The following is a 13,758-nucleotide window of genomic DNA, read 5'->3' as shown; positions in this document are numbered from 1 at the left end:
ATGGGCCTGTCCGAATTCTGCATTCGGCGGCCGGTCTTCGCCACTGTTCTGAGCCTCGTCCTGATCCTTCTGGGCATCGTCTCCTACTCGCGCCTCACCGTGCGCGAGTATCCCAACGTCGACGAGCCCGTGGTCTCGGTGCAAACCCGCTATCCAGGCGCCTCAGCCAGGATCATCGAAACGCAGGTGACGCAAATTCTGGAGGGATCGATCGCCGGCATCTCCGGGATCGACGTGCTCGAATCCTTCAGCCGCTCCGAGGCCAGCCGCATCACCGTGCGCTTCCGTCCGGAAATCGACCAGGATGTCGCCGCGAGCGACGTAAGGGATCGCGTGTCGCGCGTGCGTGGGCGCCTGCCTGACGAGATCGACGAGCCGATCATCGCCAAGGTCGAAGCCGATGCGCAGCCGGTCATGATGCTGGTCTTCACCAGTCCCGTGCTCTCCACCCTCGAGATCACAGACTACGTCGACCGTTTCGTCGTCGACCAGCTCAAGAACCTGAACGGCGTCGCCGACGTGATGATCTACGGCGAGCGCCGCTACGCCATGCGCATCTGGATCGACCGCGAGCGCCTCGCCGCCCTCGCCTTGACCGTCCAGGATATCGAGAACGCACTGCGCGCGCAGAACGTCGAGCTGCCTTCGGGACGCATCGAAAGCTCGGAGCGCGAATTCAGTGTGCTTTCGCGAACCGGCCTGGTCACGCCCGAGGAGTTTCGCAACATCGTCATCAAGCTCTCGGGCAACCATCAGGTGAAACTCGGAGAGGTGGCGCGCGTCGAGCTAGGACCATTCGACGAGCGCCGCGAAAGTCGCTACGGCGGCAACAACGCCATCGCCGTTGGCGTCATCAAGCAGGCCGTCGCCAACCCGCTCGACGTCTCGCGCGGCGTACGCGAGCTTCTGCCGCGGATCAACCAGTCGATGCCGAACGGCATGCAGGCTGACGTCGCCAACGACGATTCCATCTTCATAGAGCGTTCGATTGAGGCAGTTTATCATACCATCGCCGAGGCCATCCTTCTCGTGGTGCTCGTCATCGTCGTGTTTCTGCGCTCGCTGCGCGCCTCCATCATCCCGATCGTCACCATCCCCATCTCGCTGATTGCCACCTTTGCGCTGATGCTGGTTTTCGGGTTCAGCGTCAACACGCTGACACTGCTCGCGATGGTGCTAGCCATCGGCCTCGTGGTCGATGACGCAATTGTCGTGCTCGAGAACATCCACCGCCACATCGAACGCGGCATGAAGCCCGTCGAGGCCTCAATCAAGGGAACGCGCGAGATCGGCTTCGCCGTCATAGCCATGACGCTGACGCTTGCCGCCGTCTACGCGCCGATCGCCTTCGCGCCGGGCAAGACCGGCCGCCTGTTCCTCGAGTTCGCACTGACGCTTGCCGGCGCGGTCATCGTTTCCGGTTTCGTCGCGCTAACGCTGACGCCGATGATGTGCTCACGCCTATTACGTCACGAGCCCAATCCAGGGCGCTTCTTCACGTTCGTCGAGCGCATTCTGACGGGGGTTGAGCACGGCTATCAGCGCGCCCTCAAAGCAACGCTCGCGCACCGCTCCGTCGTCATCTTGCTGGCTGCCCTGGTCGCGGGATCGAGCTACTATTTCTTCATCAACCTGAAGTCGGAGCTGGCACCTGTCGAGGACCGCGGCGTGATCCGCATCCGCGGCACAGGCCCCGAGGGCGCGACCCTGGCGTTCGTCAGCCGCTACAGCGCCGAAGCCGACAAACTGCTGGCCGAGATTCCCGAGGTCCGCTCCCGTCTCGTGATCAACGGTACCCCGGAAGTTTCGCGCTTCCTGATATTCGCGCCACTCAAGGATTGGAGCGAGCGCGAGCGCACGCAGCAGCAGTTGACCCGCGAGCTGACACCCAAAGTTCGCGCCATCGCAGGCGCCCAGACCTTCGTTCAGAACCCCGGCGCTTTCGGGCAGCGCGGCAACGCGCGCCCCGTCGAGTTCGTGCTGCAGACGTCCGGCACCTACGAGGAGCTGCAGGCCATGTCCGACAAGCTACTCGCGGCCCTAGAAAACTATCGAGGACTCGAGAGCATCGAGACCGACCTCAAGCTCAACACACCCGAGTTCCGCATCGAGATGGATCGCGCCAAGGTCTCCGACCTGCGTCTCGACGTGAACGTTGTCGGCCGCACGCTGGAAACGCTGCTCGGCGGCCGGCAGGTGACCCGCTTCGAGATGAACGGAGAGCAGTACGACGTCATGGTCCAGCTCGACATTCCGGACCGCTCGACACCGGCAGCGCTCGATACGATCTTCCTGCGCTCGCCGACCGGCGAGATGATCCAGCTCTCCAACATCGTGAAGGTGATCGAGAGCGTTGCTCCCAAGGAGCTGAGACGCTTCAACCAGCTGCGCTCCGTCACGCTATCGGCCAACATCACGCCGGGCTACGCGCTCGGCGAGGTGCTCGATCACCTCGAGCGGACAGCGGACGATGTGCTGCCGCGCACCGTCCAGACCGACGTCAACGGCCAGAGCCGTGACTATCGCGCCTCGAGCGAGAGCCTGGCGCTGGTCTTCGTGCTGGCGCTGGCCTTCATCTATCTGGTGCTCGCGGCTCAGTTTGAGAGCTTCCGCGATCCGCTGATCATCCTGATCACTGTGCCGCTTTCCATGTGCGGTGCGCTCGGCTTGCTCTATCTCGTCGGCGGCTCGCTCAACGTCTATTCGCAGATCGGCCTCGTGACGCTGGTCGGCCTGATCACCAAGCACGGCATTCTGATCGTCGAGTTCGCCAACCAGCTCGAAGAAGCGGGCCGGCGGCGCGTAGATGCTGTGATCGAGGCCGCGACGCTGCGTCTGCGCCCGATCCTGATGACGACCGGTGCCATGGTTCTCGGCGCCGTGCCGCTCGCGATCGCAACCGGGGCTGGCGCCGAAAGCCGCCAGCAGATCGGCTGGGTCATCGTCGGCGGCATGACCCTCGGCACGCTTTTGACGCTGTTCGTGATCCCGACGGTCCTCAGCCTCATCGGCTCGTCGCACCACGCAGAAGAGCCGGCCTCTCCCACGGCCACGGCTCCAGCCGAATAGCGACGAATGAGCTCGGCGGCTTACTCCGCTACCGTCAACACGATCTTGCCGATGTGCTGGCTCGTCTCCATGCGCGCGTGCGCGTCTGCTGCCTTGGCGAGCGGAAACGTGCTGTCGATCACGACCTTGACCTTGCCCGCAGCGACCAGCGGCACAGCGTGTGCTCCCACGGCGCGCGCGATCGCACCTTTGACGGCCGTCGGCCGGATGCGCAGCGTCGAACCGGTGAGCGTCAGCCGCTTCAGCATCACGCGCATCATGTCGACCGTGACCTTCGATCCTGACTGATAGCCGATGTTGACAAGCCGACCGTCATCCGCGAGCGAGCGGATGTTGCGATCCACGTAATCGCCGCCGACCATATCGAGGATGACGTCGACGCCGCGCCCCTCGGTCTCCGCCTTCACCACCTCGACGAAATCCACCGCCGTGTAGTCGACGGCGCGCCGCGCTCCGAGCTTGACGCAAGCTTCGCATTTTTCCGCGGACCCCGCCGTTGCGATGACCTTCGCACCTAGCGCAGCCGCGAGCTGAATGGCCGTCACACCGATGCCGCTCGTGCCCCCATGCACGAGGAACCATTCGCCGGACTTGAGCGCGCCTCGCTCGAACACGTTGTGCCAGACCGTGAAGAAGGTCTCCGGAATGGCCGCCGCGCTGGCGAACGGGATGTCAGTGGGAATGGGCAGCGTCCCCGGCTCCTCGGCAAGCGCGAACTCGGCGTAGCCGCCGCCGTTGAGCAGAGCCATGACGCGATCGCCAACCTTGAACCGCGTCGCCCCCTCGCCCAGCGCAGCAACGGTTCCCGACACCTCGAGTCCGGGCAGTTCGGAATGACCCTTCGGCGCCGGATAGAGCCCCTTGCGCTGCAGCACGTCCGGTCGATTGACACCAGCCGCCGCGACCTTGATCAGCACCTGCCCGGCGCCGGGCGTGGGCACCGGACGCTCCTCGGCCACGAGAACCTCGGGCCCGCCTTTGCCCTGGATGGCGATGGCGGTCATGGTCTCGGGCAGCGTCGTCATGAAAGGCTCCTCGTGGCAGATCTCGCAGGCGTGCATACCCGCAGCACGACAATCGGACAACCCGCACCGCTTGAGACAGGCGCACGAAAGTGCCACGCTTATCCCAAACAAGACATCCGCGACGGGAGAACGCCATGGATTGGGACGAGGCACGTCCTGCGCTGCAGAAGGCGGCAAGCATCGGAGACAATCTGGAAACGCTGTCGGTCGCCGAACTCGAGAGCCGCGTCGCGGCCTTCGAGAAAGAGATCGAGCGCGTGAAGGCGGAGTTGAGCAAAAAGCGCGCACATGAAAGCGCCGCCGCGGCTCTGTTCAAGAAGCCGTCAGCGTGATGCATTTTCGAAAATGCCTGGAAAACATAGGGCTTGCACCGGATTGACCGCAGCCTAGCCACCCGATAGCATTCCGCCTCTTCGCAACATGGAGTGGCCTCGACGCACGAGTGCTTTCGAAACACGCATCACGGATCTCGGTCCGCGATGGAGACGTGTTTCCTGATTCAAAGCACCATCGACCAAGTCGGCCGCAAAAACCTTGATTGAGATTCTGATTGTTCTCAGCCTAATTCTCCTCAACGGACTTTTTGCGTTGTCGGAGCTGGCCATCGTCTCCTCGCGCCAACCACGTCTGAAAGCGCTCGCCGCATCGGGACGAAAAGGAGCGGAAAGCGCACTCGCGCTCTCCAATGATCCTGGCCGCTTCCTGTCGGCCGTACAGATCGGCATCACGATGATCGGCACGATCAACGGCGTCTACTCGGGCGAGACCTTCGGTCAGTACGCCTACGCGGCCCTGCGCGACGCCGGCGTTCCGGAAACCGTGGCCACGCCACTCGGCTACGGCACGGTCATCGCCGTCATCACGTATCTTTCGGTCATCATCGGCGAGCTCGTGCCGAAGAACATCGCGCTGCGCGATTCCGAACGGATCGCCTCCACCATTGCGCCGATCATGACCGCGTTTTCGCGCATCGCAAGCCCCGCGGTATCCCTGCTCGACGCCTCGACGCGCCTTGTCTTCCGACTGATGGGACAATCGGAAACCAGCGAGAATCGCGTATCGGACGAGGAAATCAACATCTTGATCGCCGAGGCTGAAGCCGCAGGCGTGCTCGAGAAACCCGAGCGGGAGATGATCTCCGGCGTCATGCGTCTCGCCGACCGCACGGTGGTCGGGCTGATGACGCCGCGTACGGACGTCGAGTGGATCGACATCACCGCCAGCGAGGAGGAAATCCGCGAGCAGCTGATCGAGAACCCCCACTCGCTAATCCCGATTGGAGAGGAGACGATCGACGCGCTTGTCGGCGCCGTGCGGGCGCGCGATCTGCTGGCCGCCGTCTTGACCGGCAAACCGCTCGAGATCCGCTCTCACATCCACAAGGTTCCGATCATTCCCGAGACCATGGACGCGCTCGACGCGCTAAGCACTCTACGTAACGCGGATGTTCCGATCGCGCTGATCCATGACGAGTACGGAAACTTCGAAGGCCTCGTCACGCCAGTCGACGTGCTCGAGGCGATCGCGGGCGCCTTCAAATCAGAGGAGGAAGATCCCGACTCCGTTCAGCGCGCCAACGGCTCCTGGCTACTCTCGGGCTCAATGGCAGTCGACGAGATGGCCGCCAAGCTGGCGATCTTATTGCCACCGAAGCGGAGCTACGCGACCGTGGCGGGCTTCCTGCTGGCCGCTTTCGAGCATATTCCCCGCACCGGCGAGATCGTTGAAACCAGCGGCTGGCGGTTCGAGATCGTGGACCTAGACGGGCGGCGGATCGACAAGGTGTTGGCAACGCGCGTCGATACGCCCGCTGATTAACCTTAAACGCGCGAGCGCCGCGCTGTGCCACATCGATCGGTCCGTTAATGCTCCGGGCCGCAACAAACGTGAAATGAAAAACGGGCAGAACTCGTCAACCATTAAGCGTTCATTAGGGATCGGGGCGTACCCTTTCCGTCATCCAGTCATTCTGGATCCTGGGGTGGTGCCTAGCCACCCTGTTTGACGCCTCCCTGTTGACTTCTGAGCCGCCGTGAGGCGGCTCAATTTTTTCGGCGCGGGACTTGCACAGCTGCAACAAAGATGTCCCGGAACGCCCGATTCCTCTGGATTGTCTCTTTCCTGGCCAATTTTGTTAACTCTGGCCTCTTAGGATCTGGCGATGTTATGGTGATCAAAGAGTAGGCGTCTGTGTCGATACGTGTCATGAGCAACGGTTCCAGCGTAGAAACCCTGTTTACGAGCGAGACGGTTTCGTTCGGAGAGCGCTTCCAGGCCTCCGAGCAGTTCGACCGCGTATTTTCCGAGGGCATGGCCCTGGTCGAGCGCTCCGCCACCTACCTCGACGGCGAAGGCCGCCTCGAGAGCAAGGGCCTTCCGAGCCAGATCACGGTTCTCTATGCCACCGAGAGCATGCGCCTCACCACGCGCCTGCTCGAGCTCGCGTCCTGGCTCCTGATCCGCCGCGCCCTCAAGGAAGGCGAGATCACGGCGGAAGAAGCCGAAACTAAACGTGCCCGCGTCAAGCTGCAGACCCTCGGCCGTCCGGCGCACACCAAGGGCTTCTCGGAGCTGCCCCAGGGACTGCGCGACTTGATCGACGCCAGCTTCCAGCTCCACGACCGCATCGTTCAACTCGACCGTGCCATGCTGCCGGTCGCCGCCGACGGCCAATCGTCAACAGCCCTCAACCCGGTTGCCTCGCAGCTCGACACGCTGGAGCGCGCCTTCGCAGGCCGCCGCGCAGCCGCACGCTGAGCGCAATCCAAAGCCCACAAAGAAAAAGGCCCGGTCGAAACCGGGCCTTTCTGTTTTGAGCCGTGTAAAGCGCCCTTAGCCGAGGAAGCCCTCGAACTTCTTCTTGAAGCGCGACAGGCGGCCGCCGCGGTCCATGAGGCGCTGATCGCCGCCCGTCCAGGCCGGATGCGACGACGGATCGATATCGAGGTGAAGCTCGTCGCCTTCCTTGCCATAGGTGGAATAGGTGACGAATTGCGTCCCGTCGGTCATCTTGACCGTGATCTGGTGATAGTCGGGATGCACATCGGCGTCTTTCTTCATGGGCTCATGCTCGCTACAGGGGGCCGGGCGGTGAGACCGCGCGCAACACTGGCGCAGCGCACCAACACAGGGCGGTATGCCCGACGGCACGACCCCGAATTTCTGGATGCGCTTCTATAGTCGAGATGCCCTCTGCGCACAAGCGCCGAAAACCCAAGCTGGCAGCACGGGTTAGCTATCCCGCAGCGCGCCGACGGCGCCGCCTGGGCCAATGCGCGGCATTCCGCGCGACGCCCCCGGTTAGCGTTGACGCCGGGCGCCCATGTCGCGCATGGTCCCGAAAAATAATAAGTGCCCAAATGGGCGCGGCGAGGAAATGCCCAACGCGAAAGACCGAAACGTGAGCCGGCAGGAAAACCCCGGGGCTCTGCCTGCAGTCGGGCAGGCTTCCCCACCCTCCTCTGACGACGAGCAGGACGCATCTGGCCGCCGGTCGCTGCGTCCGCTGCTTGCCCTCAAACCGTATTTGCTCCGCCATCCCGGCCCCCTCGTCGGCGCAGGCATAGCTCTGATCGTCTCAGCACTCGCGATGCTCGCCGTGCCGATGGCGGTCCGCCGCATCATCGACCACGGCTTTGGCGCCCAGGACAGCGCCATGATCGACCAGTATTTCATGATGATGATCGTGATCGGAGCGGTGCTGGCAGTAGCCAGCGCCTCCCGCTTCTTCCTCGTCAACTGGATCGGCGAGCGCGTGGTCGCGGACCTGCGCTCCGACGTGTTCGCGCATCTGGCGCGCCTCGGCCCCGACTTCTACGACCGCACACATTCGGGCGAGGTGATGAGCCGCCTCACGGCCGACACCACGCAGATCAAAGCCGTCGCAGGCTCGGCGATCTCCCAAGCGCTGCGCAACACCATCATGCTGATCGGCGCCTTCGTGATGATGCTGATCACGAGTCCGGGCCTATCGCTGCTGGTGCTGATTGCGATCCCGATCATCGTGCTGCCGCTGATCGGATACGGGCGCACGGTGCGCCGTCTCTCGCGCACCGCGCAGGATACGCTCGCCGAAGCTTCGGCGTACGCAGCCGAGAACCTTGCAGCCGTGCGCACCATGCAGGCGTTCGGCCACGAGGAGGCGGTCTCGCGCCGCTTCGCCACCGCCTGCGAGCGCGCCTTCTCCGCCGCCAAGAGCCGTCTGTTCGCCCGCGCCGGCTTGACCGGCCTCGTCATCCTGCTCGTCGTCTCGAGCATCGTCGGCGTACTGTGGTATGGCTCGGCCGCCGTGGTCAGCGGCGAGATGACGGCAGGCCGCCTCAGTCAGTTCGTGATCTACGCCCTGTTGGCAGCAAGCGCACTGGGCGAGCTGTCCGAGGTCTGGGGCGAGACCACGCAGGCAGCCGGCGCGGCCGAGCGCATCACCGAGTTCCTGACCATCGCGCCCGAGATCAAGTCACCCGCAAACCCGGTCCCGTTGCCGAGGCCCGTCAAAGGCGAGATCGAGTTCCGCGCCGTCCGCTTCGGCTACGTGAGCCGCCCCGACACACCGGCGCTCGAGGGCGTCTCGTTCCGCGTCGCGCCAGGCGAGCGTATCGCCCTCGTCGGCCCTTCGGGTGCCGGCAAGTCGACCATCCTCAACCTGATCCTGCGTTTCTACGATCCGACTGGCGGCCATGTGCTGATCGACGGCGTCGATATCTCGACAGTCGCCCTCGACGAGTTGCGCGGCGTGACGGCGCTCGTCCCGCAGGAGGTGGCGCTGTTCGCCGACACGGTGGCCGAGAACATTCGCTACGGCACGCCCGGCGCCAGCGAGGCGGACGTCATACGCGCCGCGGTTGCCGCTCAGGCTGATGGCTTCATTCGCGCCCTGCCGAACGGCTACGACACACGCCTGGGCGAGCGCGGCGTCTCGCTCTCAGGCGGTCAGCGCCAGCGTATCGCCATCGCCCGCGCCATCCTGAAGGATGCGCCGATCCTGCTGCTCGACGAGGCAACGAGCGCGCTCGACACCGAGAACGAGATTGCGGTGCAGCGCGCGCTCGAAACCCTGACCAAGGGACGGACGACCATCGTCGTCGCCCATCGCCTGTCGACGGTGCAGAACGCAGACCGCATCCTCGTGCTGGACAAGGGTCGCATCGTCGAAAGCGGCAGGCACGCCGAGCTTGCCAAGCAAAGCGGCCTTTATGCACGCCTCTCCGAGCTTCAGTTCGGCAGCGAAGCCGCCGAGTAACAGCGCGCGCAGCGAAACTTAAGGCACGGCGCTCACGGCCTCAGGCGTCGACGCCGAGTGCTGGCCATGCCGCGCGAGAACCGCGCGCGCCCGCAGGAGCGCCGCATCCGCCATCGCCGCATGCCCCTCCGCGGAAGGATGGAACGCACCGCCATAGGTCGCAGCGAGCAGCACCTGGAACCAGGAGAAGCTCTGCAGCTTGAGCACGTTCTGCATCACCGAGCCCGCAGCATGGAAGTTGCCGGTCAGGAACGCATCGTTCGGCGTGCGGAACCAGCGCAGCCGCGCCGCATAGGGCTGGTAGTGCACCGGATTGTAGGGCTGCCAGATTCCATTCCGGAGCCTCGGCAGCCGAAGATCGTCGACGAGCGGCCCGAGCCCGTTCGAATGCCCCGCACACAAGCCGCGCCCGATGAATGTGCTGCGATGCACGTCGGCATACGTCCAGCCGTGCGCCTTCGCGCTTTGCTTCATGACCCGGTCGAGCTTGTCCGCGAGCCACGAACTCGACAGCGCCGCCTTCTGCGTGATGCGAAATTCGCTGAACACTTCCATGCCCGCGGTACCGTCCCGGCACATGTTGCCTGCATCGTCGAGCAGCGCGAATGGCGGATACGCGGTCATAATGATGCGGTCGCTCTCCTGCCACGGCACATGCAGGATGCCGTGCAATGCCCGGTTCAACGCCTTGTAGCGTTGATCGAGGCGCGTCAGCAGTTCCTGGCTCTCGCGGTTGCCGTGCACCTGCCCGAACCAGCCGCCGAGGCTGCGTACGAGCGAGCTGTCGGCGAGCACCGCGTTGGCCACGAGGCGCGCAAAGCCGATGTCGTTGCCGCCGATCGACACCAGCACGAGGTCGATCTTGCGCGCCTTCTCCACCGGACACTTATCGAGGGTGAGCCCGCCCTGCAGCTCGGGAATGACGCCGTTCATGTGATACGCCTCGGGCATATCGACCTTGGGCGCATCCTGCTTCCCGCATTGCGCGTCGGCGGCAGCGGAAATCTGCGACAGATCGGGCGGGTTCGGCACCCACTCGTTGCCCTTGTAGCGCAGGAAGAGGCCCCACGTGACCTCGGCACCCGAGCAGGCAAAGCCGGCATACGTCACGGCGCGGTGCGGATCCTCCACCGCGAGCCCCAGCGCGACACGAAGCTGATAGGAGTAGAGCGAGCGGTGGCAGGCTTGATCGAGCCAACGCGCATTACCCTCCAAAAACTTGGCATCACCGATCTGCTTCCACGAGCCCGCCCGCGCCGGATAGCCGGTGAGATCGCCGCTTCCCCCGCCGCCCTTTCCGTACTCGACAGTGCGCTCCGGCGAAAAACGAACCGGCACATCCGGGTTTCCCTCGCCCGACCCGAAGCTGTCACCGATGCCAATCACGAACAGGTCCGTGACCTTGACCTCAGTCGAGGCAACCGCCATGCCTCCGATTTCGACACGCACGGCGAGACCGGTCGGATAAGGCGCGGTCAGAACGATGGGCGCGCCGCACGGTTGCGTGATTGCGCTTTCCGCGCCCGCTTGCTCGCCGGGTTCGCGAAGCTCGGCCGACACCCAGCGGCAATCGAGGTCGGGCTCGACGACGCCCTTGAGAGTCACCACGACGCGGTGAGACTGCGGGTTGACGTAATCGCTCTTGTCCGGACAGACGTAGCGGTTGCGCGATCCGGCCCAGCACGTCTTGCGGTACATGCTCTCCGCCCAGCCCGACTCGTGCCGGCGCGCAAGCGCATGCTCGGACGCGAGCACGGGCGCGGACTCGCGCTGCTCGGGACTCAGCGAAAGATACGTCGCCCGATGCACCTCGGTATCTTTCGGATCGACGAAGAACCGGAAGGGATTCTCGACCCGCCATTCGATCTCCACGGCCGGCGGCGGCGGTGCCTCGCGATAGAACGAGGGGGGCGCAAGCAGAGGATCGATAGCGTCGCCGATCGACGAGGGTGTACGAGACGGATGCGTGGAAGGCGCTTCGGCCGGATCTTGATACTGACGGAACCCGCCCGCATCCGGAATAGGTGGCGGGCGGTAGGCATCGTCGACAGGCTGCGCGGCAGCCGCGCCAGCCAGAACGACCGCCGTCACGAGTGAGCAAACGAAAAGCCGCACCTTGCCTCGCTCAGGTTCCAGACGATCTCCGCTCGACCGGCTTAAATCTGCCCCCGCCAGTGAGCGAACCACAGTCTCATCACACGTCCCAGCGGAGAGATATCCGCGAGGTCGACGAGAACATCCCGCTTTGGCGCCATGATGGCCTTGAAATAGGGCCGAACAAGGCAAAGCGGGAGAATTGCAGGGAAAACCCGGCGTTCAACCCTGGCGAGCAGGCCCCGCACGTCCGCGCGAGCGCCTAGCGCTTCGGTTTCGAGACGCGAGAGAAGCACCCCTATGACTGCACGGGCTTCCGCCGGCGCCGCCCCGCGCGGATCGCGCTCGGAGCCGAGGAATGTTGCGGGCAGCGGCAACCGACCGTGGGCCAGATGTTGCGGCAAGGCGAGCGCAAGCCGCGTGAAAGCCAGAGCGCGACCGGCACCTTCGGTGAGCCGGGCGGCATGGGGGTCTTCGACGCTGTCCAAGATCGCAAGCGCAAGCCGGACGGCCGCACCATCCGTCTCCGCAGCGTAGTCTTCGAGGCCTTGAGCATCCACGATGCCATCCTCGTAGAGCTCGCGTGACGTGCCCTCGATCGGCATGGCGACGAGAGCAGGGTCAAGCCCCCGGCGGTGCTGCACGTCGCGGACAGCGTCCGCAACCGGATGCCCGGATGGGCCGGAAGCCGCGAGCGCATCCCGCCACCACTGCAAACGGATCTCGGCAATGCCGGCTTCCTGTGTGAGCAACGGGATGCGCGCGACCTCACCCAGATACGCAGCGAGAATCACAAGATCGCTCCGCGCGGCCGGCGGCGCCAGCAACGCCGAGAGATAGCGATCACGCGCATACCTGCGCGCCGACTCGAGAACCGCTTGCACGGGCTCGGGCGCGGCAGCCGCCTGTTCGGAGATCCGCGTACCGGGATCGCTCATCGCAAGCGCTCTCTCACGCCACCGCGATCAGCGCGGCACCGACCTGCCGCCCTTCAGCAAGTAGCATATTATAGGTGCGCGCCGCTGCGCCCGTATCCATGGCCTCGAGCGCGACGCCTGCATCTCCGAAAGCCACGCGCACGTCGCGCGGTGTCGGTAGGAGCGCCGTTCCAGTGCCGAGAAAGAACAACGAAAGCTGGTCACGCAGCGCCAGCACCTCGCCGAACGAGGTCACATCGAGCGACTCGACACTCGCGACCGACCACGCCCAGATGCCGGTAGGGAGACACAGGATCGAGCCCTTGTGGCTCATGCCGCCGAAGCGGAACCCGCCGTTACCGTAGGCATCGATGGGCACCTGCTGCGGAAGATGCGCACGTGCCCTCATGGGAACCGCCTTCGATGGCTTAAGAGCCCGTTGCCGCCTGCTTACCGGCACTCGGGGGTGCCTTCACGGCATCACCGCTCCAGTCGCGCGTAATGCCGAGATAGTCGATCAGAGGCGCCGAGATGAAGACGGAGGAGTACGTGCCAAGTACCACGCCGAACAGCATGCAGAACGTGAAGTTCCGGATCACCTCCCCGCCAAGGAAGAACAGCGCAAAGAGCACGATCAACGTCGTCACACCGGTCAGAATAGTGCGTGAAAGCGTCTCGTTAATCGACACGTTAAGCAGTTCGTTCAACGGCATCTTCTTGTACTTGCGCAGGTTCTCGCGGATACGATCGGCCACGACGACGGAGTCGTTGACCGAATACCCGAGAATGGTGAGCAGCGCCGCAACGATCGAAAGATCAAACTGCAGCCAGAACAGCGAGAACACGCCTGCCGTAATCAGAACGTCGTGTATGAGTCCTACGACGACGCCGACAGAGAATTGCCATTCGAAGCGGAACCAGACGTACAGGACGATAGCCACCATCGAGGCAATAACGGCGATAAGACCAGTGGTCCTAAGCTCACTGGAAACGGCAGGACCGACCACCTCGATCCGCCTGAGCTCGAAATCCGGACCAAGCGCCTCGAGCACCTTCTTCGCCGCAGCCTGCTGCGCCTCTTCCTCGCCCGGCTGCTGCTCGACGCGAATAAGCACATCACCCTGCGTATCTAAGCTCTGGATCTGAACATCTCCGAGCCCCAGCCCCGAGAGCGTCGAGCGCATGTCGCTAACGTCGGCGCTGCCGGTTTTGGCACGGACTTCGATCATCGAGCCGCCCTTGAAGTCGACGCCGTAGTTGAAGCCGTTGACAGAGATCAGCACGATCGAGAGCACGGAAAACACGACTGACGCGATCAAGCACGGCAGCTTGAACCGCATGAACGGCAACCGCATGCCGTGTGGAAAGAAGTCGTGACCCTTGAAATCGGGCACCAGAAACATGGAGTTAGACC

Annotated in this window: 11 protein-coding genes; 5 read left to right on the top strand and 6 right to left on the bottom strand. The window is 64.1% G+C overall.

What is annotated here, in order from left to right:
* On the top strand, positions 1–3,069 hold the full coding sequence (locus tag CS1GBM3_RS01260; protein WP_072390301.1) for an efflux RND transporter permease subunit: 3,069 nt from the start codon (positions 1–3) through the stop codon (positions 3,067–3,069).
* A 20-nt stretch (positions 3,070–3,089) separates the two neighbouring features.
* On the opposite strand, the gene CS1GBM3_RS01255 is transcribed toward CS1GBM3_RS01260, so the two are convergent.
* Complete coding sequence (locus CS1GBM3_RS01255) at positions 3,090–4,094, bottom strand: NAD(P)H-quinone oxidoreductase (RefSeq protein WP_072393422.1); 1,005 nt, start codon at positions 4,092–4,094, stop codon at positions 3,090–3,092.
* A gap of 134 nt (positions 4,095–4,228) precedes the next feature.
* Between CS1GBM3_RS01255 and CS1GBM3_RS01250 the strand changes: the two genes are divergently transcribed.
* From CS1GBM3_RS01250 to CS1GBM3_RS01240, 3 genes are all read left to right on the top strand, one after another.
* Complete coding sequence (locus CS1GBM3_RS01250) at positions 4,229–4,426, top strand: DUF1192 domain-containing protein (RefSeq protein WP_072390298.1); 198 nt, start codon at positions 4,229–4,231, stop codon at positions 4,424–4,426.
* Between the two features lie 202 nt (positions 4,427–4,628).
* Complete coding sequence (locus CS1GBM3_RS01245; RefSeq protein ID WP_072390295.1) at positions 4,629–5,912, top strand: hemolysin family protein; 1,284 nt, start codon at positions 4,629–4,631, stop codon at positions 5,910–5,912.
* Between the two features lie 387 nt (positions 5,913–6,299).
* Positions 6,300–6,851 carry a protease adaptor protein RcdA gene (locus CS1GBM3_RS01240; RefSeq protein ID WP_072390292.1) on the top strand — a complete coding sequence of 184 codons (552 nt, stop codon included), beginning with the start codon at positions 6,300–6,302 and terminating at the stop codon, positions 6,849–6,851.
* Between the two features lie 75 nt (positions 6,852–6,926).
* On the opposite strand, the gene rpmE is transcribed toward CS1GBM3_RS01240, so the two are convergent.
* The gene (rpmE, locus tag CS1GBM3_RS01235) at positions 6,927–7,154 is read right to left on the bottom strand and encodes a 50S ribosomal protein L31 (protein ID WP_072390289.1); all 228 of its coding nucleotides are present in this window, start codon (positions 7,152–7,154) and stop codon (positions 6,927–6,929) included.
* 316 nt (positions 7,155–7,470) lie between these two features.
* Here rpmE and CS1GBM3_RS01230 point away from each other — a divergent pair, with 316 nt between their 5' ends.
* Positions 7,471–9,333 (top strand): ABC transporter transmembrane domain-containing protein, encoded by a 1,863-nt coding sequence (locus tag CS1GBM3_RS01230; RefSeq protein ID WP_072390286.1) that lies wholly within the window; start codon positions 7,471–7,473, stop codon positions 9,331–9,333.
* 18 nt (positions 9,334–9,351) lie between these two features.
* On the opposite strand, the gene CS1GBM3_RS01225 is transcribed toward CS1GBM3_RS01230, so the two are convergent.
* The 4 genes from CS1GBM3_RS01225 to secF are packed head-to-tail and all read right to left on the bottom strand — an operon-like array spanning position 9,352 to position 13,747.
* Positions 9,352–11,448, bottom strand: a complete 2,097-nt coding sequence (locus CS1GBM3_RS01225; protein WP_210186192.1) for an SGNH/GDSL hydrolase family protein — start codon at positions 11,446–11,448, stop codon at positions 9,352–9,354.
* A 41-nt stretch (positions 11,449–11,489) separates the two neighbouring features.
* Positions 11,490–12,365: a phytoene/squalene synthase family protein gene (locus tag CS1GBM3_RS01220; RefSeq protein WP_072390275.1), complete on the bottom strand. Its 876-nt coding sequence runs from the start codon at positions 12,363–12,365 to the stop codon at positions 11,490–11,492.
* Between the two features lie 13 nt (positions 12,366–12,378).
* On the bottom strand, positions 12,379–12,753 hold the full coding sequence (locus tag CS1GBM3_RS01215; protein WP_072390273.1) for an Mth938-like domain-containing protein: 375 nt from the start codon (positions 12,751–12,753) through the stop codon (positions 12,379–12,381).
* Positions 12,754–12,772: 19 nt separating this feature from the next.
* A complete protein-coding gene (secF, locus tag CS1GBM3_RS01210; RefSeq protein ID WP_072390271.1) occupies positions 12,773–13,747 on the bottom strand; it encodes a protein translocase subunit SecF in 975 nt (324 codons plus the stop codon).
* Positions 13,748–13,758: the final 11 nt, after the last annotated feature.

Source organism: Hyphomicrobium sp. CS1GBMeth3 (assembly GCF_900117455.1).
Lineage (GTDB): Bacteria > Pseudomonadota > Alphaproteobacteria > Rhizobiales > Hyphomicrobiaceae > Hyphomicrobium_C.
The sequence above is the reverse complement of the archived record's forward strand: the minus strand, read 5'-3'. Positions and strand labels throughout refer to the sequence as shown.

Bases quoted from the DNA above. Each gene is read 5' to 3' on its own strand.
- CS1GBM3_RS01260 (WP_072390301.1), top strand. From the start codon at position 1: ATGGGCCTGTCCGAATTCTGCATTCGGCGGCCGGTCTTCGCCACTGTT.
- CS1GBM3_RS01255 (WP_072393422.1), bottom strand. From the start codon at position 4,094: ATGACGACGCTGCCCGAGACCATGACCGCCATCGCCATCCAGGGCAAA.
- CS1GBM3_RS01250 (WP_072390298.1), top strand. From the start codon at position 4,229: ATGGATTGGGACGAGGCACGTCCTGCGCTGCAGAAGGCGGCAAGCATC.
- CS1GBM3_RS01240 (WP_072390292.1), top strand. From the start codon at position 6,300: ATGAGCAACGGTTCCAGCGTAGAAACCCTGTTTACGAGCGAGACGGTT.
- rpmE (WP_072390289.1), bottom strand. From the start codon at position 7,154: ATGAAGAAAGACGCCGATGTGCATCCCGACTATCACCAGATCACGGTC.
- CS1GBM3_RS01230 (WP_072390286.1), top strand. From the start codon at position 7,471: ATGCCCAACGCGAAAGACCGAAACGTGAGCCGGCAGGAAAACCCCGGG.
- CS1GBM3_RS01220 (WP_072390275.1), bottom strand. From the start codon at position 12,365: ATGAGCGATCCCGGTACGCGGATCTCCGAACAGGCGGCTGCCGCGCCC.
- CS1GBM3_RS01215 (WP_072390273.1), bottom strand. From the start codon at position 12,753: ATGAGGGCACGTGCGCATCTTCCGCAGCAGGTGCCCATCGATGCCTAC.
- secF (WP_072390271.1), bottom strand. From the start codon at position 13,747: ATGTTTCTGGTGCCCGATTTCAAGGGTCACGACTTCTTTCCACACGGC.